General features: G+C 63.9%; 19 protein-coding genes. 18 read left to right on the forward strand and 1 reads right to left on the reverse strand.

Features of this window, described 5'->3' with window-relative positions; all coding sequences use genetic code 11:
• The 14 genes from JJL56_RS29675 to JJL56_RS29735 all read left to right on the forward strand — a co-directional run.
• Positions 1-899, forward strand: an 899-nt coding sequence (locus tag JJL56_RS29675; protein WP_282188961.1) for a transketolase C-terminal domain-containing protein, incomplete at its 5' end; no start/stop codon positions are given.
• Between the two features lie 249 nt (positions 900-1,148).
• A complete protein-coding gene (locus JJL56_RS29680; RefSeq protein ID WP_200487444.1) occupies positions 1,149-2,057 on the forward strand; it encodes a histidine kinase dimerization/phosphoacceptor domain -containing protein in 909 nt (302 codons plus the stop codon).
• A gap of 90 nt (positions 2,058-2,147) precedes the next feature.
• Positions 2,148-2,900, forward strand: coding sequence for a TlyA family RNA methyltransferase (locus JJL56_RS29685; protein ID WP_200487446.1), 753 nt, complete (start codon positions 2,148-2,150; stop codon positions 2,898-2,900).
• 455 nt (positions 2,901-3,355) lie between these two features.
• A complete protein-coding gene (cas5, locus tag JJL56_RS33985; RefSeq protein WP_345772659.1) occupies positions 3,356-3,577 on the forward strand; it encodes a CRISPR-associated protein Cas5 in 222 nt (73 codons plus the stop codon).
• A complete protein-coding gene (locus JJL56_RS29690) occupies positions 3,555-4,028 on the forward strand; it encodes a type I-E CRISPR-associated protein Cas5/CasD (RefSeq protein WP_345772660.1) in 474 nt (157 codons plus the stop codon). Before cas5 ends, JJL56_RS29690 begins: the two co-directional genes overlap by 23 nt.
• Positions 4,025-5,704: a type I-C CRISPR-associated protein Cas8c/Csd1 gene (cas8c, locus tag JJL56_RS29695; RefSeq protein WP_200487448.1), complete on the forward strand. Its 1,680-nt coding sequence runs from the start codon at positions 4,025-4,027 to the stop codon at positions 5,702-5,704. Before JJL56_RS29690 ends, cas8c begins: the two co-directional genes overlap by 4 nt.
• The gene (locus JJL56_RS29700) at positions 5,683-6,855 is read left to right on the forward strand and encodes a TniB family NTP-binding protein (protein ID WP_200487450.1); all 1,173 of its coding nucleotides are present in this window, start codon (positions 5,683-5,685) and stop codon (positions 6,853-6,855) included. Before cas8c ends, JJL56_RS29700 begins: the two co-directional genes overlap by 22 nt.
• Positions 6,852-7,658, forward strand: coding sequence for a TniQ family protein (locus tag JJL56_RS29705; RefSeq protein WP_200487452.1), 807 nt, complete (start codon positions 6,852-6,854; stop codon positions 7,656-7,658). Before JJL56_RS29700 ends, JJL56_RS29705 begins: the two co-directional genes overlap by 4 nt.
• 298 nt (positions 7,659-7,956) lie before the next feature.
• Positions 7,957-8,565, forward strand: coding sequence for a recombinase family protein (locus tag JJL56_RS29710; protein WP_200487454.1), 609 nt, complete (start codon positions 7,957-7,959; stop codon positions 8,563-8,565).
• 17 nt (positions 8,566-8,582) lie between these two features.
• Positions 8,583-10,094, forward strand: a complete 1,512-nt coding sequence (locus tag JJL56_RS29715; RefSeq protein ID WP_200487455.1) for an ATP-dependent nuclease — start codon at positions 8,583-8,585, stop codon at positions 10,092-10,094.
• A 174-nt stretch (positions 10,095-10,268) separates the two neighbouring features.
• Positions 10,269-10,766, forward strand: coding sequence for a hypothetical protein (locus tag JJL56_RS29720; RefSeq protein WP_200487456.1), 498 nt, complete (start codon positions 10,269-10,271; stop codon positions 10,764-10,766).
• 20 nt (positions 10,767-10,786) lie between these two features.
• On the forward strand, positions 10,787-11,209 hold the full coding sequence (locus JJL56_RS29725; RefSeq protein ID WP_200487457.1) for a hypothetical protein: 423 nt from the start codon (positions 10,787-10,789) through the stop codon (positions 11,207-11,209).
• Between the two features lie 24 nt (positions 11,210-11,233).
• A complete protein-coding gene (locus tag JJL56_RS29730; protein WP_200487489.1) occupies positions 11,234-11,395 on the forward strand; it encodes an Arc family DNA-binding protein in 162 nt (53 codons plus the stop codon).
• A gap of 11 nt (positions 11,396-11,406) precedes the next feature.
• The gene (locus tag JJL56_RS29735) at positions 11,407-11,775 is read left to right on the forward strand and encodes a hypothetical protein (protein ID WP_200487458.1); all 369 of its coding nucleotides are present in this window, start codon (positions 11,407-11,409) and stop codon (positions 11,773-11,775) included.
• 295 nt (positions 11,776-12,070) lie between these two features.
• Here JJL56_RS29735 and JJL56_RS29740 read toward each other — a convergent pair whose 3' ends face one another.
• Positions 12,071-13,681, reverse strand: a complete 1,611-nt coding sequence (locus tag JJL56_RS29740) for a winged helix-turn-helix domain-containing tetratricopeptide repeat protein (RefSeq protein ID WP_200487459.1) — start codon at positions 13,679-13,681, stop codon at positions 12,071-12,073.
• A 262-nt stretch (positions 13,682-13,943) separates the two neighbouring features.
• Between JJL56_RS29740 and JJL56_RS29745 the strand changes: the two genes are divergently transcribed.
• The 4 genes from JJL56_RS29745 (at position 13,944) to JJL56_RS29760 (ending at position 18,002) form a co-directional block, all read left to right on the forward strand.
• Positions 13,944-14,696, forward strand: coding sequence for an SDR family oxidoreductase (locus JJL56_RS29745; RefSeq protein ID WP_200487460.1), 753 nt, complete (start codon positions 13,944-13,946; stop codon positions 14,694-14,696).
• Positions 14,697-14,778: 82 nt separating this feature from the next.
• Complete coding sequence (locus tag JJL56_RS29750) at positions 14,779-15,225, forward strand: carboxymuconolactone decarboxylase family protein (protein WP_200487461.1); 447 nt, start codon at positions 14,779-14,781, stop codon at positions 15,223-15,225.
• Positions 15,226-15,288: 63 nt separating this feature from the next.
• A complete protein-coding gene (locus tag JJL56_RS29755; RefSeq protein WP_200487462.1) occupies positions 15,289-16,401 on the forward strand; it encodes an HlyD family secretion protein in 1,113 nt (370 codons plus the stop codon).
• Positions 16,398-18,002 carry an MFS transporter gene (locus JJL56_RS29760; protein ID WP_247891326.1) on the forward strand — a complete coding sequence of 535 codons (1,605 nt, stop codon included), beginning with the start codon at positions 16,398-16,400 and terminating at the stop codon, positions 18,000-18,002. Before JJL56_RS29755 ends, JJL56_RS29760 begins: the two co-directional genes overlap by 4 nt.
• The last annotated feature ends 46 nt before the right edge of the window (positions 18,003-18,048 follow it).

Here is an 18,048-nt window from a genome sequence, read left to right on the forward strand (position 1 = left end):
GCGTCCTCGCCATCACCGCGGCCATGCCCTCGGGCACCGGGCTCGACCTGTTCGGCCAGCGCTTCCCCGACCGCTGCTTCGACGTCGGCATCGCCGAGCAGCACGCCGTGACCTTCGCCGCCGGGCTGGCGACCGAGGGCTTCAAGCCCTTCTGCGCGATCTATTCGACCTTCCTGCAGCGCGCCTACGACCAGGTGGTGCACGACGTGGTGCTGCAGCGCCTGCCGGTGCGCTTCGCGCTCGACCGCGCCGGTCTGGTCGGGGCGGACGGGGCGACCCACGCCGGGGCCTTCGACGTCGCCTATCTCGGCTGCCTGCCCGACATCGTGCTGATGGCGGCGGCGGACGAACTGGAGCTGATGCACATGGTGGCGACCAGCGCCGCCATCGACGACCGCGCCTCGGCGCTGCGCTACCCGCGCGGCGAGGGGGTGGGGCTGGAATTGCCGGAGCGCGGCGAGGTGCTGCCCATCGGCAAGGGGCGCATCCTTCAGGAAGGCAGCAAGGTGGCGATCCTCAGCTACGGCACGCGTCTGGCCGAGGCGCGCAAGGCGGCGGCGGAGCTGGGCGCGCGCGGCCTGTCGACGACGGTGGCCGACGCGCGCTTCGCCAAGCCGCTGGACGAGGATCTGGTGCGCCGTCTGGCGCTGGAGCACGAGGTGCTGATCACCATCGAGGAGGGTTCGGTCGGCGGCTTCGGCAGCTTCGTGCTGCAACACCTCGCGATGGCCGGGCTGCTGGATGGCGGGCTGAAGATCCGCCCGATGGTCCTGCCCGACCGCTTCCTCGACCATGACAGCCCGGTCAAGCAGTATGACGAGGCCGGCCTCGCCGCACGCCACATCGTCGCCACCGCCCTGCAGGCGCTGGGCATCGAGGCGGCGGCGGTTCGGGCCTGACTCCGGACGGAAGGTGTCGCGGTTCGACCCCGAAGTCGAACCCTGGACGAAGGGGCTAATGCCATTTGCCTAAGGTCGGGCGGGGCGCTTTCACTGGTGCGGCTGGGACCGCTGTCTTACAATTCGAAAACAATAGATAATTAACGTATCCGGTGGGACTGGGTGTTGTCGAACATGCCTCAGGTGTTTGCAGCGGGTGCTGGGCGCGCATCCGACGAAAACGGCGCATCGGCTCCGGATGGTCCGGGGATGTTCCGATCCATCGTTGAGTTGTCTCCGACGCCCACCGCCGTGGTCGACGGGGCGTCCTTTCGTTGTCTTTACGCCAACGCCACCATGCGCGCCATGGGCTTGGAATCGGGTCACGCCTTGGCGGACCGTTTCCCGGAAGCCTCCGCCGAGCGCATGGCCGAGACGCTGCGCAACGGCGAGGGCGGCCGCCTGCGGATCACTGGGCCGGAAGAGGTGTCCTGGGACCTGAATATGGCCGCCCTGGACGGCAGTCCGTCGCTGCTGGTCACCCTGCGTCCCGCCGAATCCGAATCGACCGAGACCGCCCATCACCACGCGCGGGAGGTCAGCCACCGGGTCAAGAACACGCTCCAGCTGGTGTCCAGCCTGTTGACGCTCCAGACCCTGTCCGCTAAGGACCCGGACATGCGCCGCGCCTTCCAGGAGGCGTGCAGCCGCATCGGCACGGTGACCCAGGCGCACCAGCGCGTTCATGCCGCCACCCGCGGCAGCCTCGTCGATTTCGGGGCCTATCTGAGAGACGCCTGCCGGGAGATGGAAAGCCACTTTGCGGTGGGGGGGCCCGAACGGCGCATCGCCGTGACGGTGGAACAGGCGATGCTGCCGGTGGATTCGGTGATTCCGCTCGCCCTCATCCTCAACGAACTGGTCGGCAATGCCACCAAATACGCCTATGCGGCGGGCAGCCCGGGGGACATCGAGGTCAGCCTCGTGCCGCGCGACGAGGGTGGCCGCCGCCTGACCGTCGCCGACCATGGGCGCGGTCTGCCTCCGGGATTCGAGGTCGCGCGGGCCGACTCGCTGGGCATGAAGGTGGCGCGGGCCTTCGCCGGCCAATTGAAGGGGAAGCTGCGCGCGGAACCGAACGTTCCCGGCGCGCGTTTTGTCCTCGACCTGCCATTCTGAGCCTTCGTCGCCGGTGACGGTTCATCGCCTCTTGCCGAACGCCGCGCCCTGCGGCATGCATCCACCCTCGTCGACTGGGGGAGTTCTGAGATGGCTCGGGTGCGTGCGGATGTGGCGCTGGTCGAACGCGGGCTGGCCGAAAGCCGGGCCAAGGCACAGGCGCTGATCCTGGCCGGGCTGGTCTATTCCGACACAAGGCGCATCGACAAGGCCGGCGATGCGATCGCCGAGGACACTCCCCTGTCGGTGAAGGGACAGGACCATCCCTGGGTGTCGCGCGGTGGGCTGAAGCTGGTCAAGGGGCTGGATGTCTTCGGCATCGACCCCACCGGCCTGACCGCCGTCGACGTGGGCGCCTCGACCGGCGGCTTCACCGACGTACTGCTGACCCGCGGCGCCGCCAAGGTCTATGCGGTGGACGTCGGGCACGGGCAGTTGGCCTGGAAGCTGCGCAACGACCCGCGCGTCGTGGTTCTGGAGAAGACCAACGCCCGTCACCTGACCAGCGCCGAAATTCCCGATCCGGTGGACATGGTGGTGTGCGACGCCAGCTTCATCGGGTTGGAGGTGGTGCTTCCCGCCGCTCTTGCCCTGGTCGTGCCGGGCGGGCGGCTCGTCGCGCTCATCAAGCCGCAGTTCGAGGTCGGCAAGGGCCGTGTCGGCAAGGGCGGGGTGGTGCGCGAACCGGAACTGCACCAGGAGGTCTGCGACCGCATCCGCGGGTGGCTCGATGCCCTGCCGGGTTGGCGCGTGCTGGACATCACCGAAAGCCCGATCACCGGCCCGGAAGGAAACAAGGAATTCCTGATCGGGGCGGTGAAGGATCTCTGGATGGAACCATAAACTGTTACGAGAGCACCCATAAACCGCACTCCGCGGAACCATAAAATGGTCCGCCACAACCGCGCGCCAAGATCGCCGACCAGGATGCTGGGCAGCCGTAAAACAGCATTCGATGGACAATTTTTCTTGTGAAATATGATGCGCCTTCTGCGTGTTGCGGCCGCTTGGCCAACGCTCGCTTTTGGATGGCTTTCATGGTCAGGAAGGGTAGGTTTCGTGACGGTTGAGAAATAATATTTTTCCCTCCCATCTATAAATAAAAAGAGGCATCTAACGAATATAAATAAGATCAATGTCTTCTGATGAACCTAATAGAGAGCCAAAGTAATCAGTATTGAATGGGGTAAAATTCTATATATCAGTGAATTTTTCTGCATTTCACTCACGAATGCCCGATTTCAGGGAGATGAAATTCGGTTATCCTGCTGGGGAACGCTCATCGCAGGAGGTTCTCCATGCCGCACAGCGTCACATTGCGCGTCTCGGGTGCTCGAGCTTGCTTTTCTCGCGCGGAGTTCAAAACCGAACGCGTCTCCTACGATGTCATTACTCCGTCCGCCGCTCGCGGTATCTTCGACAGCGTGTATTGGCAGCCCCGGGCTGCGCTGGATCATCGACCGCATCCATGTCCTCAAGCCGATCTGCTTCCAGTCGCTGAGCCGCAACGAGATCGGTGACCGCATCCCGGTTGCCTCGGTGCGCCATGCCATGCGGAACGGTGCCTTTCAGACCCTGCCGCGAATCGCCGCCGACAACCGGCAACGACGCGCCGCCACCATCCTGGTCGAGGTCGATTATCTCATCACCGCCCGCCTCACCCTGACCGATGACGCCCCGGTTGGGGACCGGATGGACATCCCCCTTGGCATCTTCACCCGCCGCGCCCGGCGCGGCCAATGCTTCCGCTCCCCCTGCCTCGGCACCCGCGAGTTTCCGGCCGACGTGATGCTGTGGGAGGGACCCCCGCCGATGCACCAGTTCCCCGACGACCAGCGCGACCGCGACCTCGGTCTCATGCTGCTGGACATCGATTACGCCAACAATCATGCCTCCCGCTTCTTTCATGCCGTCCTGCGCGACGGCGTTGTTCACGTTCCGCCTTTCGTTGCGGCGGCGGTGCGGCCATGAGCGTCCTTGCCGCTCTTGCCGCCCATTACGACCGTCTGGAACGCTGCCATGACGTCGTCCCCTTCGGCTTCACTCGCGAACGCATCACCTTCGGCCTCGTGCTGTCCACCGATGGTGAAGCCGTCGCCTGCGACGATCTGCGGCTCGGGGCGAACGGCCAGAGCCACGGGCGGCCGATGACGGTGCCACGCTCGTTCAAGCGGTCGGGGATCAAGCCTCCTCCGTTCTTCCTGTGGGACAACAGCCGTTATGTCCTCGGGCTTGGCCGCCCGGCGGACGGGAGCGAACCACGGGCCTACGCCGACCGCGCCGCCGCCTTCCGCGACTGGCACGAGTTGCTGTTCGACGGCACGGACGATCCCGGTCTGTTGGCCGTCCGGTGCTTCCTGCGCTCGTGGACCCCGGAGCGCTTCGGCCAGGCACCGTTCTCACCGGCTTTGCTCGACCGCACCATTGTCTTCCGCCTCGCCGGCGACACCGATGCCGACGGCCGCCCCCGTTTCCTGCACGACCGCCCGGCGGCACGAGCGGTGTGGGAGTCCCACGCCAGCGATGGCGACCGGCCCGAGGCGGTGTGCCTGGTCAGCGGTGTTACCGCGCCGACCGCCCGCCTGCATCCCGCCATCAAAGGCGTGTCGAGAGCTCGCAAGACCGGCGCCTCGCTGGTCTCCTTCCATCAGGCCGCCTTCACCTCCCACGGCAAGCGCCAGGGGGACAACGCCCCGGTGTCGGAGGCCGCCGCCTTTCGGTACGGCGCCGCGCTCAACGCCCTGTTGGCACCGGGCAGCCGCGCCACGCTGCGCATCGGCGACACCACCACGGTGTTCTGGGCCGACGCCGCCGTTCACGGCGAGACAGCGGCCCGCCGGGTCGAGGCGTTGGTGACCGCCGCGCTGCGTCCCACCGGACCGCCTGATCCCGTACGCGACGGGAACGACCGGCGGCAAGCCGGCCGGAGCTGGGATTGGCTGGGCGTTCCGTCTGCGGCCCAGGCCGTTGGGCTCGGGATCGACCCCGACATCGGCGTGCATATCCTTGGCCTCGCACCAAATGGTCCGCGCTTGTCGGTGCGCTTCTGGCAGGAGCTGACGGCGGGAGCGCTGCTCGATCGGCTGAGCGCGCATTGGGGCGATTTGCGGCTCGAGCCGCCGGCCTGGAAGACGCCGCCGTCTCCGGCGGCGCTGCTCTACGCCCTGGCGCGGCAGGGGCGGCCCGAGACCATCCCGCCCCAGCTCGCCGGCGAGTTGATGCGAGCCATCCTCACCGGTCACCGCTACCCACGCAGCGTGCTGACGGCGGTGCTCCAACGCCTGCGGGCCGGCGACCCGATCGACGGTCCGCGCGCCGCCCTGTGCAAGGCCATCCTTCAGCGCGATGCCCGCCTGTACCGGCGCAGAACCACCGATCCGTCCACCGGTCCAAACAAGGGGGTGCCCGTGAAGGTCACCCCGCTGGCGGGCGGCTTGCTGACTTCGGCGCGTCATTCCTCCTCGCTGGCAACGACGGCGCTCCCGTCGTCCGATGGCCGTTCACTCCAGCAAGACACGCCCCCCGTTCCGCCGGAGCCCGTTCCGCCCCCGTCGCTCCCGCCACACCGCTCCCCCGCCCCGACGCCTGTGGACATGGAGAGCGAAATCGAAAGGATCAGTGGAGAATGGTTCAAGGCACTGCGCTGACCGCTGCCCGTCCGGAGATGGTTGATCCGGTCGTCGTGTTCGAGACGACGGTGCTGCCACACCCCAACCTTGTCGCGGCGCAGGCGGCCATCGCCCGCCTGCACAGCCGCTGCCAGCCGCCAGGGAGCCGACCACTGAAAGCCAGGGCTCTGCTCATCGTCGGCGCGCCGGGGGCGGGGAAAACGACCGCGCTGGAGGATTACCAACGCGCCTATCCGGACGTTGCCTTGGAAAACACCGGCAAAGGCATCGTATCCGTACCGACCGACGCCTTGCGGGACGCCGACCGTCGCCCCATTGTCTACGTCGAAGCCCCCAAGAAAACCACCCAGCGCGCGCTCGTCACCGCGCTGCTGGGCGCCTTCGGCTACAAGGCTGCCGATCATTGGGACACCAACGACATCATTCGGAAGATCGAGTTTTACGCCGACCAGATGGGCACGGAGATGATCTTCATCGACGAGGGTCATCATATGGTGAGCAGCACAAAGCCCGAGCAAACCGAGGATGTAGCGGAGTTCATCAAGTCGCTGCTCAACCGGACGAAGCGGCAGATCGTCATCGCGGGGCTGCCGGCGCTTCTTCAGATCACCTGCTACCGGCAACTTCATCGCCGTCTGCAGCCGTCGATGATCCTGGCGCCCTACAATTGGAGCACCCGCTCCGGACGCTTCCATTTCTCGGTCCTTCTCGCCACCTTCGAGAAGGTGCTCGAATTGCCGGAACCCTCCGGTTTGGCGAAGTCCGACTTCGCCAAGCGCTTCTATGTGGCCACGGGCGGTGAAATCGGCATCGTGTCGAAGTACCTCAGCGAAGCCCTGTCCCGTGCCAAGGCCGGCAGCCTCCGCTTCATCAGCAAGGAACTGATGGCCGAGGTTCATGACGGCTGGCATCAAACCTATGAGCCTGACGATGTTCTGGATTTCGATGCCGTCCTCGACGACGGCGTCGGAACCGGGCAAGCGGCGGGAAGCCGGCCCGCCGACAACCCGTTTCTTTGCGACGACGCTCGGCTGAAAAGCATATGGATCCAACAGCAGGCCGCCCGCGATGCGGCCTTGGCCGCCTTGCGCGTTGGCTCGGACGGCTCGCGTGTCACCACGCTCAAGGCGACGGGGCGCGCCGCCTTCACCCCCTTCACCCGTTCATGAAGGCGTTGCCTCCCAACCTTCGGCCTATCCCCCTGCGTGTCCGCCCGGCTCCGTTCGAGCCCGCATACGGCCTTCTTGGACGCCTAGCTGTGCGTCACGGTTATTCCGCCAGCCGGGCGTTCGTCGCGGACATGGCGTTCGGCATCGCCGACTTCGTGCATGAACTCGAATGCGGTCGCCGTCTGGCCGAACTCGCTTGTCTGGCCGGGCTGGCCAAGGCGACCATTGCCGCTTCCACGATGGTCACCGACCAAGCTGGGATTTTGTGGATCGGAATGGAGCGAGTCGATGTGGCGGCGAACCACCGCGCGGTCAGTGCTGCCGGACGCGTCTGTCCGTGCTGCTTACGCATTGACCTTGAGACGCGGGACGGGCCGGAGGTCTGCCGGCCCCACCGGCGGATCTGGTGGGATCTGACCGGGGTGGTGAGCTGTCCGGTTCACGGCGTGCTGCTTTTGGACGTCTGCCCCAATTGCGGGAGTTCTCCCTCGCGCGTTCCGACCTCCCCGCGCCATTGCCGATGCGGTCATGATCTTGCCGGGTTGGCTACCCTGCCGCTCGACGATGCTGATCTCATGGCCGACCGCTATCTGGTGGGACGCCTCGGCGGCGTCGGTGCCTCGGCGCATCCACTGTTCGATCGCATGCCCTTGCACGACGCCGCCCTGGCTATGCTGCGGATTGGACGGGCAGGTTTGTTGGGGGCGAGAGGTCTGCCGTTCAGGAAAGACATCACCGAACCGGCGCTCTGGGCAAAAATGGCATCGATCGGGTTTCGTGAGGCGGCGCCCAACGAGAGTTGATTCCCTTGCCGTTTCCGCCGATTCCGATTCTCGGTAGCGTGACGCGGCTGAACGATCTGCAGGCGGTTATGGAACCGGAGGACGGGACCAATGAGCGTGAGGGGCACCGCCATGGCCCACGTGGCGTTGGACAGCGTGGGGGCTGGGCAATGGCACATCCGGATCGTAACCGCCTCTGTGCCGGACTGCACCTTTCCGATGTCGTGAAAACGAGCGGTTACGCGACAATCGCAGCGCGACGGAGCGCCGCGGCGGAACGTGTTGCGAAACCTGTCGCGTTATGCTGTCGTGAAAGGGCATGGAACAAACGCGACACAGCAGCCCCGCGCCGCACCTGATCGGCTACGCCCGCGTCTCGACTGAAGACCAGCGGCTGGATCTCCAGCTCGCCGCCCTGGCCGCTGCCGGTGTGGCCGAGGCCGACGTGTGGAGCGACAAAGCGAGCGGGGTGCGCTCTGACCGCCCCGGCTTGGCCGGCGCTCTGAAGGCATGCCGCCGCGGTGACGTGCTGGTGGTGTGGCGCCTCGACCGCTTGGCGCGCAGCACCGCCGAGCTGCTGCGCATCGCCGACGATCTGAACACACGCGGGGTGGTGCTGCGCAGCCTGACCGAAAGCATCGACACCGGCGGCGCCGTCGGCCGACTCGTGTTCACGGTGATTAGCGCCATGGCGGAATTCGAGCGCAACCTGATTTCGGAGAGGACCAAGGCCGGCATGGCAGCGGCGCGGGCAAAGGGCCGGCGCGGTGGTCGCCCAGCCAAGCTGACCGACCGTCAGCTTGGGATGGCCGAACGGCTGTTGGAGGATCCGGCTGTGACTGGCCAGCAGGTAGCCGACCAGTTCGGGGTGCATCGGGGAACCTTGTATCGGGCGCTCGCCGATTATAGACGGCGGCGCAAGGCTTGACGTTGAAAGGAAAAGAAATGAACAGCGCTTTTAGGTCAGAAATAAGACATTCTCAAATTCGCGATCTTTTGGGAAAAGTAAGAGAAAAGCGTTACGGGCAATATCTCTACTCGATAAAAATGCATTTGGTGCGATCGTTCAAAAGCGAGAACCCGGAACCTATTACGTTTGAGTTTCCTGTGACCGCGCTGATTGGCACAAACGGCGGTGGGAAATCAACTATTCTTGGAGCAGCTGCCTGTGCATATAAGAATATTAAGCCAAGAGACTTTTTTCCGAAGAGTGCGGTTGGCGATAATTCTATGGCTAATTGGCATATTTCTTACGATATCATCAACAAAGATATTGAACCACGCGGATTAATACCGAAATCTGCAAGGTTCCACAATTATAAATGGAGAAGAGAGGAGTTCTTCGACAGAAATGTTGTGTATTTTGGAATTAGCCGAACGGTCCCAACCGGCGAAAAGACTGAGTTCAAGAAGATTGCTCGCTCATCATTCGTTGGCAATGTCGAACTGAATGAGTTGTCCGAAATAATACGTAGCAAGGTCGGCAATATACTTGGAAAATCCGTCACAGGATTTAGGATTGCGAAAATTGATGGAGACATTGAGTTGTATATTGGAAAGCGAGATGACTCTGAGTATTCAGAATTTCATTTTGGAGCAGGGGAATCCTCGATCATACGAATGGTTGCCAAGGTTGAAACTGTTCCAGAAAACTCTTTGATACTAATTGAAGAGATTGAGAACGGATTACACCCTGTGGCGACAACTAGAATGGTTGAGTATCTTATCGATGCTGCAGAAAGAAGAAAAGTACAGATCATATTCACTACGCATTCTGAGCATGCTTTAAAGCCACTTCCCACAGAGGCGGTGTGGGCAGCTATTGAAGGAAAGTTGCAGAAAGGCCGGATGAGTATTGAAGCGCTTCGCACATTCAGTGGAGAGGTGCCAGAGAGGGTTGTGGTTGTTGTCGAAGATCCGTTCGCTAGGAGCTGGTGCTTGGCAATACTGCGTGCAAAGGCAAGAGACAGGATTGGAGAAATTGGCGTTTATGAAGTAAGCGGTGACGGGAATGCGGTGAAAATCCACTCTGGACATCTTAGTAGCCCAGCAGTGAGATTTAAGTCGGTCTGTATAATTGATGGGGACTCGGAGCAAGTAGAAAACGAGAACGAAGGAATTTTTCGCCTTCCAGGGGGCATGCCAGAAAGCACTATCTATAACTATATTGCGGAAAACATCGATAGGCTGGCTCCGCGTGTTACTGTTGCATGCCACCAAGATATTGGGCAGCAGGATCGCGTAGTTGATACCGTGAAGCGTATCCATGCGACTAATAGAGATGCTCATGTTATATTTTCGCAGCTTGGCATTGAATTGGGATGGGTTCCCGAAGAAGTGGTTGTGAATGGTTTGCTGAGTATATGGATTTCAGAGCATCCGGAAGAAACAAATAGAATTGCTGAAGCAATATTGGCTCTCCTTCCATCGAATAACGAAGTAAGGGGATTGGAATAGATATGTAAGGGCATGCATCAGAATGTGGTAAGCCATGCTTCATAGAAGTGCTATGGGTACTTGGATTACGTTTTTGATACATGCTCTATATACTACGGGATCATTGGTTGAATTGAAGAAGAATGATTGTGGCGCTGATGCCATGGCGGCGGTGGATGTGTCGCGAAAGGGCAAATGATGAACCCGCTTTATGATGCAGCTCTGCGCGGGATTGGAGCGGTGGCCGTCGCGCACACCATCCTGGATTTGGGCTGCCGCACTCTCCTCAAACGATTTGCGCATGCGGGTTTGGCGCGCGCTAAGTCCAACCTCACCGTTGGTGGTCAGCTTGGTCTGTTGAGGAAGGCAAAGCCAGATCCGCGTCTCGCGTCTATGGCTTCCCAAATAGCCGTTTGGATCGAGGCGGCGGACGCAGCCAACGAGACGCGCAACCGGGTCATCCACGACGCTATGTTCTACGGTGAAGCTGCGGTCTTCCCCGGATTGGTACAGATGCGGGACGGTAAACCACAACTTGTGGATCCACGGGAACTTGAAGCTTTGCGGCAAACGCTGACAGATCTCGGCATGACGGGAATGCGCCTTGCGTCTGAGGCCGCGATCCTGCTCGGGGAGGAGCTCCCGAAAGAAGAGGAAGATGAAGGAGCGGCTGGGCAATCGGCCGGGTTCTGACTGTCGCGAAAGGGCGCGAAATGATTGATTTTTTCGTCGGTGCTGCCGAACGTGTACGCTCAAAATTCCACCCGGCCCTTCCCGTATTTACAGCTTTAGCGCTGTCCGCTTGTGCAGAGCCGCCGCGAATGGCGACTGCAACTCTTATCCATCCCAGAGCACCGTGGTTTCTAGTTGCGGATGAGCCGACTCTCATTGTTCTTCGGCTTAAGACCATGATCACCGCATGCCGGAAAGAGTTCTTGGATCAGGGGCCGATGGATGTTCAGGAGCTACCGGACGGTGCGAAAAATTTCGTCATCGACAGCACAATCCCCCTGAGAATCGGATACTTAATGATCCGCAATACGCCGCGTGGCAGCGAAGTCAGCGTAGAAGGACAAAGGCTGATAGCTGACTTCGCCCAACTCCGGCGCTGGGCAGAAGGTGACAAGGAGTGCTGAGCGCTGTCGCGAAAGGGCGCGGCCATGGCGGAGGCAAAGACGGACAAGATGATGATCCGGTTCCGGCCCGAGGTCCGCGCCCTGCTGGCCAAGCTGGCCGAGGACGATAGCCGGAGCATGGCCGGCGAACTGGAATGGCTGATCCGCCAGGAAGCGAAGCGGCGCGGCCTGGGCAACCTGTCGTGAAGGGGCGTATCGTGAAATCTGTTAACTCAGTGCGTATAGAGCAGTGTGGTTACTACGATCCGGGGCGCACAATTACCTTCGCAGGCTACGTAGGCGAGAAACAGACTGCTATTGCTAACTTCCGTCTCGGAGAGCAAGGCCCCTTTGCAACGATAATTGAAGTCGAAGGCGGTTACCGGCGTCAAGGCATCGCGACTGATATTTACAGTCGCGCCAGCCAATATTTTGGCAGAGATATAGTGCCTTCAACAGCACTAACTGAAGATAGCGTTCGGTTTTGGGAGGCCCGCGGGGTTCAGGTTCCAGAAGGCGCTACCGTGCTTCCGACCTTAGCTGATTGGGAAGCGCTTCGAGCCTCTTCAGAGAATGATCTGTCGTGAAAGGGCGGGGATATGATTTCAGTGCCTTTGACAGTTTACCGTGATGGGGACAGTAAACTGTGGGGGAGATTCCGTTTCATCCAACTCCCGTCTCCGGGGGATCGAATTAACATTACGGATGATCGCGGTCGCGTGCAGCGGTTTCGCGTTATGCATGTGGCTCATGAACCATTGCGTGAAGACGTGGCGGACGCAGGTGACCGTGATCTTGCGTGGGTCCATGCCGAGTGGCTGGAAGAGTTCTACTGACCGGCAACGCTGTCGCGAAAGGGCGCGCTTCAGACAAGGGCTGAGCTCACTCGGGCAACCCAGCCAGTCTCAGTCCCTCCGCAAACCGCGTGAGATCCTCGGGACGGTGGATCGGCAGCCACTCCCTGAGAGTGGAGACGCGCAAGGACGGGTCGAGCGCGCGCAATTGCTGCATCGTCTGCCGCGCGTCCTCCGTCCGCCCGGCGAGCGCGTGACTCGCCGCCGTCAGGGCGATGGCAACCAGAAGGCTGGGCAGGTTCCCCAACGCCTTGTCCGCCCAGGCCACGGCGCAATCGTAGCGCCCGGCGAAGAAATGCGCGAGCGCCGTCCCCGTCTGCGTCCGGAACATCTCCGGGTCCAGCGGGCTCAGGCGGGCGGCATGGGCGAAATGCGCGCTCGCGCTTTCCGTTTCACCGCGGAAGGCGCGCAGGTAGCCGCCGAGGAACCAGGCGGGGGCGAAATTGGGGTTGAGCAGCACGGCCCGGTCGATGAGCGCGATGCCGCCATCGAGATCGCCGACGAAATGGCCGAGCGCGTGCCCGGCTCTCGTCAGCGCGACCGCGTCGTCGCGGCCGAATTCCACCGCCAGCCGCGCCAGTCGCACCCCCTCGGCGATCTCCCGGGGACGGTCGGTCATCCAGCCGTTCACCTTGCGCCAGAGATGGCACCAGGCCGCCCCGCCATAGGCCGATGCGAATTCCGGGTCGAGGCCCGTCGCCGTGTGGAACAGGGGCAGCGCCGCGTCGATCGCCTCGCGGGTTCCGCTGTGCAGCTTCGCCATGCCGCGGAGATAGTAATCGTAGGCGTCCAGGCTTTCCGTCGGCTTGCGCTTGGCGCGCTCGATCTCCGCCCGCTCGAGCTGCGGCGCGATCGCGCCGACGACGCTTTCGGCGATCCGGTCCTGCAGCTCGAAAAGGTCATCGAGCATGCCTTCGAAGCGCTCGGCCCAGAGATGCATCCCGCTCGTCGCGTCGATGAGCTGCCCGGTGATGCGCACCCTGATCCCGGCTTTGCGGACGCTGCCTTCGAGCACGTAGCGGACGCCCAACTCGCGGCCGATGTCCGTCACATCCACCGCCCGGCCCTTGTAGGCAAAGCTCGAGTTGCGCGCGATGACGAACAGCCAGCGGATGCGCGACAGGGCGGCGATGATGTCCTCCACCACGCCGTCGGCGAAATAGTCCTGCTCCGGGTCGCCGCTCAGGTTCTGGAATGGCAGCACGGTGATCGAGGGCTTGCCCGGCAGGGCCGGTCCGGGCGGCGTCTCCCGGCCTTCGCTGGAAGCGCCGCTGGCGATGCCTGATCCGCCGGGCTGCGGTGTCTCCCCGATCGCCCCGACCTCGGCCGCCCCGACGTCTATCGCGCCAACGAAGCGGAACCCTTTGCGGGGGACCGTGCGGACCAGGCGCTGCTCTCCGCCGCTGTCGCCGATGGCCTTGCGAACCGCGTTGATGTGGCTGGTGATGGTCGATTCCGAGACGATCCGTCCGTTCCACACCGCCTCCAGCAGATCGTCCTTGCTGACGACGCGGTCATGGTTGCGGACGAGATGCAGCAGCAGGTCGAAGACCTGCGGGCCGACGCCCACGACCTGTCCGCGCAGGGTCAGCTCCCGGCGCTCCTGATCGAGCACACACTCTCCGAAACGGAACGGCAAGGTCCGCACCTCCCTGGACCGAGCGCCCTCGCCTCCCTGTCCGAGGCGACGGGCAAACGATGTGCGCCCTTGATAGCACGGCGGCGCGTTGCCGGCTGCACCCTTCGCGTCGAGGCACCCCGCGCCGTATGGTTTCCTTTGGACGGAAATCCAAGCGTCCTTGGAGGGCAATTCAAGCCCGCCGCAAGGACTTCCCCGGCGTGCGCGGGCACTCTCCATTCCATCGACGGCGCTGGTTTCCGTCGAGAAGCGGAGAGCCCCCATGAAGATCGTCGTCATCGGAGGCACCGGCCTCATCGGATCGAAGCTGGTGCAGACCCTCCGCGAGCGCGGCCACGATGCGCTCGCAGCCTCACCAAAGACGGGCGTGAACACCATCACCCGCGAGGGCTTGGCCCAGGCGATCGACGGAGCCGCTGTCGTCGTCGACGTGGCGAACGCGCCGGTCTGGGAGGACAAGGCCGTCCTCGATTTCTTTGAAACCTCGGGCCGCAACCTGCTCGCCGCCGAAGCGGCCGCCGGTGTCCGCCACCACGTCGCCCTCTCGATCGTCGGCAGCGAACGGCTTCCCGACAACGGTTACTTCCGGGCGAAGGTCGCCCAGGAAAGCCTCATCAAGGCGTCCGGCATCCCCCACACCATCCTGCGCGCCACGCAGTTCTTCGAATTCGTCGGCGGGATCGCGCAGGCCGCCACGGTCGACGGGGAAATCCGCCTGTCGCCGGCGCTGATCCAGCCGATCGCCTCCGACGACGTGGTGACGGCCCTGGCCGAGGTTGCGCTCGCGTCGCCGGTCAACGGCACGCTCGAAGTCGCCGGTCCGGAGGCGATCCCGCTCGACGAGCTGGTCCGGCGCTTCCTGCAGGCGACGAAGGACACGCGCAAGGTCGTGCCGGACATCCACGCGCGCTACTTCGGCGACGTTCTCAACGATCAATCGCTGACCCCCGGCCGGAATCCCCGCCTCGGCGCCATCCGGTTCGAGGACTGGCTCGGCCGGCAAACCGCGCGCTGAGGGGTTTCGAAGACACCCGGCGGCGGCTATGGGCCGGCGACGCGGGAACCGCAATCAGATGTTGTCAGGAAAGGCAAAGAACATGGCACGCTTGGCTTGGTACGAGGTTGCACCCGACGGCGCGAAAGCTCTCTTCGGCGTCCATCATTACGTCACGAAGAGCACCAATCTGCCCGAGGAACTCATCCACCTCGTGTTCCTCAGGGTCTCGCAGATCAACGGCTGCGCTCACTGCATCGATCTGCACAGCCGCGACCTCCGGAAAACCATGTCGATCGACAAGGTCACGCTGGTGCCGGTGTGGGAGGAGGTCCCGCACCTGTTCTCCGACACGGAGCGCGCGGCCCTGGCCTGGGCCGAGGAGGTGACCCGTGTCAGCGAAACCCACGCGTCCGACGCCGCTTATGCGGCGGCATCGGCGGCGTTCGAGCCGAAGAATCTGGTCGATCTCACCATCGCCATCGCTGCGATGAACGCCTTCAACCGGCTGGGTGCCCCCTTCCGTCTCCCGGTGGCCGCCAAGGCCTGAGATGGGAGCGGTGGCGTGGCGATTAGCGGCGACGCTGGGACACCCCCAACAGGGAACGAGGGAATGGACACGCTCGAGAACAGGGGGGCCGTCGTCGCCGGCACAAACGTCACTGGCGAACGCTCCGCGGTCGGCGCCGCCGCGGCGCCCCCCAGCAAAAGAAGGACGGTCGGCGTGCTGCTGTGCCTCAGCGCCGTCATGGTCGCGGCGGGTGGGTGGAACTGGGCCCGTTCAAACGGTGGGACGGCGACCGACAACGCCTATGTCCGCGGCGACGTGACCTCGCTCGCCCCGAAGGTCGCCGGCTACGTCACGGCCGTTGAGGTTGAGGACAACCAGACCGTCGGAGCCGGCGACGTCCTGTTCCGGATCGACGATCGCGACTACAACGCGCGGCTGGCCCAAGCGGTGGCCAATGTCGAGGCGGCCCAGGCCCGGCTTGCGGACGTCGATGCGGAAACCCGGCTACAGCACGTCCTGATCCGGCAGGCCGAAGCCCAGAGACGGTCGGCCATGGCCGAGATGACTCTCGCGGCCAAGGCCTACGACCGCCACCGTGAACTGATCCGCGGCAACGCCGTCAGCCAAGCCCACCTCGATGAAAGCGACGCGGCGCGCTTGAAAGCGGAGGCTGGCGTATCGGCCGCCTCGGCGACGGTCGAGGCCCAGCAGCAACGCATCGCCGTCCTTGCCGCGCAACGCGACGCGGCCGCTGCCGCCGTGGCGCAGGCGCAGGCCGCGCGCGACCTCGCCCAGATCGATCTCGAGAGCACCGTGGTGCGCGCGCCGGTCGGCGGCGCCGTCGGCAACCGCCAGGTCCGCGTCGGCCGCTTCGTCGCGCCGGGCGCCTCACTGCTCGACATCGTTCCGGTCGACGATGTGTGGGTGGTGGCGAACTACAAGGAAACCCAGCTCGAACACATCCGGCCCGGCCAACGCGCCCGCGTCACCGTCGATGGTTATCCGGACGGGACGCTTGACGGCGTGGTCGACAGCCTTGCACCCGGCAGTGGGTCCGCCTTCAGTCTACTGCCCGCGGACAACGCGACCGGGAACTTCGTTCGCGTCGTCCAGCGCGTACCGGTGAAGATCCGGCTTGTCGACAACCCGTTGCCCGGCCGCCTCGTGCCCGGCCTGTCGGCGCGTGTCGAGATCGTCCAGCGAGGCGACCAATGACCACCGCCCCTACCGCCACGCCGGGCCGCAACGGGGCTGCGGCCGAAATCCTCCTCGTCGCCGGCATCCTGCTCGCCACACTGACGGAGGCGGTCGCCGGCACTGTCCTGTCGCTCGGGCGCGGCGACATCATGGGCGACACCCACGCGACCCCCGACGAGTTCGCTTGGCTGGACATTGCATACACCACGCTCAAGCTCATCGGCTTCATGGCCGCCCCCTGGCTGATGACCCGCATCCCTCCGCGCGGCGTGGTCGTCGGCTCGACCTTGGCCATGGGCATGGCATGCGGCATGGCCGCCGTAACCGATCGGCTGGACCTGCTGGTTGCCCTTCGCACCGTTCAGGGCTTCGCCGGCGGCATCCTGCTTGTGGGTGGGCAGGCAATCCTTTTTCTCGCTTGTCCACAGCCCCGTCAGCCGGTCCTTCAATCCCTGTTCGCCATGGGGGCCGTGGTCGCTCCCGCGACCATCGCCCCTGCCTTTCAGGGGTGGCTGCTCGACAGCCAATCCTGGACTTGGATTTTCTTCAGCGTCGTTCCGCTGGCCTTGGCGGCCGCGGGACTCCTGCTGATCGCCGACGGACCGATGCCCGCCAAGGCCGCGCCCCATCCTTTTGACGGCATCGGTTTTGCCCTGATCGCCGTCACGCTCTTCTGCGTCACCTGCGTCCTCAGCCACGGCAGCCGGTGGGACTGGTTCGAGGAGCCCCGCGTCGTGTGGCTGACCGTCACCGGCGTAGCCGCTCTGCTGGTCTTTCTCGGCCAACAGGCGTTGACGAAGGGCCAGGGCCTGCTTGACGTCTCCCCGTTCGAATCGGACGCCTTTTCCTTCGCCTTTATCGTCAGCTTCATCGCCGGCGCCGCCCTGTTCGGAAGCGCGTTCCTAATTCCGTCGTTCGCCCTGTCCGTCCTCGCCTTGACGCCCACCGAGGCCGGCCTGCTGCTGTTGCCGAGCGGCGCGCTTTTCATCGGCTCGCTCCTGATGGCCGCCTTTCTGATTCGGGTGCGCCGCGTCCCTCCGTTCGCCACGGTGCCCTTCGGCATCCTGACCATCATGGGCGCCATGTGGATGCTGTCCGGTTCGACCGCCGAGAGCGGTGCTGACGACATGATGGCGGCGATCCTGCTGCGCGGGCTGGGCCTCGGCTTGCTGTTCCTGTCGATCACCCTGATCGCCTTCGGCACCCTCGACCGCCGGAGTCTGGCGGCCGGAATCGGCCTCTTCAACACCGGTCGCCAGCTTGGCGGCCTGATGGGAGTCGCCGCGCTCCAGACCCTGATCGACCATGACATCCCCGCCAACGCCGCGGTCCTCGGCGCCAACGTCACCGCGGGAGGCCCCATGCCCATCGAGCGGCTGATGACCACCGCAGCCACGCTGACGGCGAAGGGGCTGGAGGTGGCGGCCGCGAGCCGGGTCGCGACGAGCCTTCTGGGCCGGACCGTGACGGGTCAGTCCACGGTGATTGCCTTCGACACGGCGTTCACCGCCGTCGGCCTGCTCTTCGTCATCGCCGCTCCCGTGCTAGTCGGCATCAAGATCGGCCTCTCTCGCCGCACGATGGCGCGCTCTCGGCGTACTTCACGAGGCGCATCATAGAAATGCGCCATCAGCTGCTTTTTAATGTCGATCGCCGCTCGTCGAC

It is taken from the genome of Azospirillum aestuarii, from assembly GCF_016632405.1.
In the GTDB taxonomy this organism is placed as follows: domain Bacteria; phylum Pseudomonadota; class Alphaproteobacteria; order Azospirillales; family Azospirillaceae; genus Azospirillum; species Azospirillum aestuarii.

Bases quoted from the DNA above. Each gene is read 5' to 3' on its own strand.
- JJL56_RS29680 (WP_200487444.1), top strand. From the start codon at position 1,149: ATGTTCCGATCCATCGTTGAGTTGTCTCCGACGCCCACCGCCGTGGTC.
- JJL56_RS29685 (WP_200487446.1), top strand. From the start codon at position 2,148: ATGGCTCGGGTGCGTGCGGATGTGGCGCTGGTCGAACGCGGGCTGGCC.
- cas5 (WP_345772659.1), top strand. From the start codon at position 3,356: ATGCCGCACAGCGTCACATTGCGCGTCTCGGGTGCTCGAGCTTGCTTT.
- cas8c (WP_200487448.1), top strand. From the start codon at position 4,025: ATGAGCGTCCTTGCCGCTCTTGCCGCCCATTACGACCGTCTGGAACGC.
- JJL56_RS29700 (WP_200487450.1), top strand. From the start codon at position 5,683: ATGGTTCAAGGCACTGCGCTGACCGCTGCCCGTCCGGAGATGGTTGAT.
- JJL56_RS29705 (WP_200487452.1), top strand. From the start codon at position 6,852: ATGAAGGCGTTGCCTCCCAACCTTCGGCCTATCCCCCTGCGTGTCCGC.
- JJL56_RS29710 (WP_200487454.1), top strand. From the start codon at position 7,957: ATGGAACAAACGCGACACAGCAGCCCCGCGCCGCACCTGATCGGCTAC.
- JJL56_RS29715 (WP_200487455.1), top strand. From the start codon at position 8,583: ATGAACAGCGCTTTTAGGTCAGAAATAAGACATTCTCAAATTCGCGAT.
- JJL56_RS29720 (WP_200487456.1), top strand. From the start codon at position 10,269: ATGATGAACCCGCTTTATGATGCAGCTCTGCGCGGGATTGGAGCGGTG.
- JJL56_RS29725 (WP_200487457.1), top strand. From the start codon at position 10,787: ATGATTGATTTTTTCGTCGGTGCTGCCGAACGTGTACGCTCAAAATTC.
- JJL56_RS29730 (WP_200487489.1), top strand. From the start codon at position 11,234: ATGGCGGAGGCAAAGACGGACAAGATGATGATCCGGTTCCGGCCCGAG.
- JJL56_RS29745 (WP_200487460.1), top strand. From the start codon at position 13,944: ATGAAGATCGTCGTCATCGGAGGCACCGGCCTCATCGGATCGAAGCTG.
- JJL56_RS29750 (WP_200487461.1), top strand. From the start codon at position 14,779: ATGGCACGCTTGGCTTGGTACGAGGTTGCACCCGACGGCGCGAAAGCT.
- JJL56_RS29755 (WP_200487462.1), top strand. From the start codon at position 15,289: ATGGACACGCTCGAGAACAGGGGGGCCGTCGTCGCCGGCACAAACGTC.
- JJL56_RS29760 (WP_247891326.1), top strand. From the start codon at position 16,398: ATGACCACCGCCCCTACCGCCACGCCGGGCCGCAACGGGGCTGCGGCC.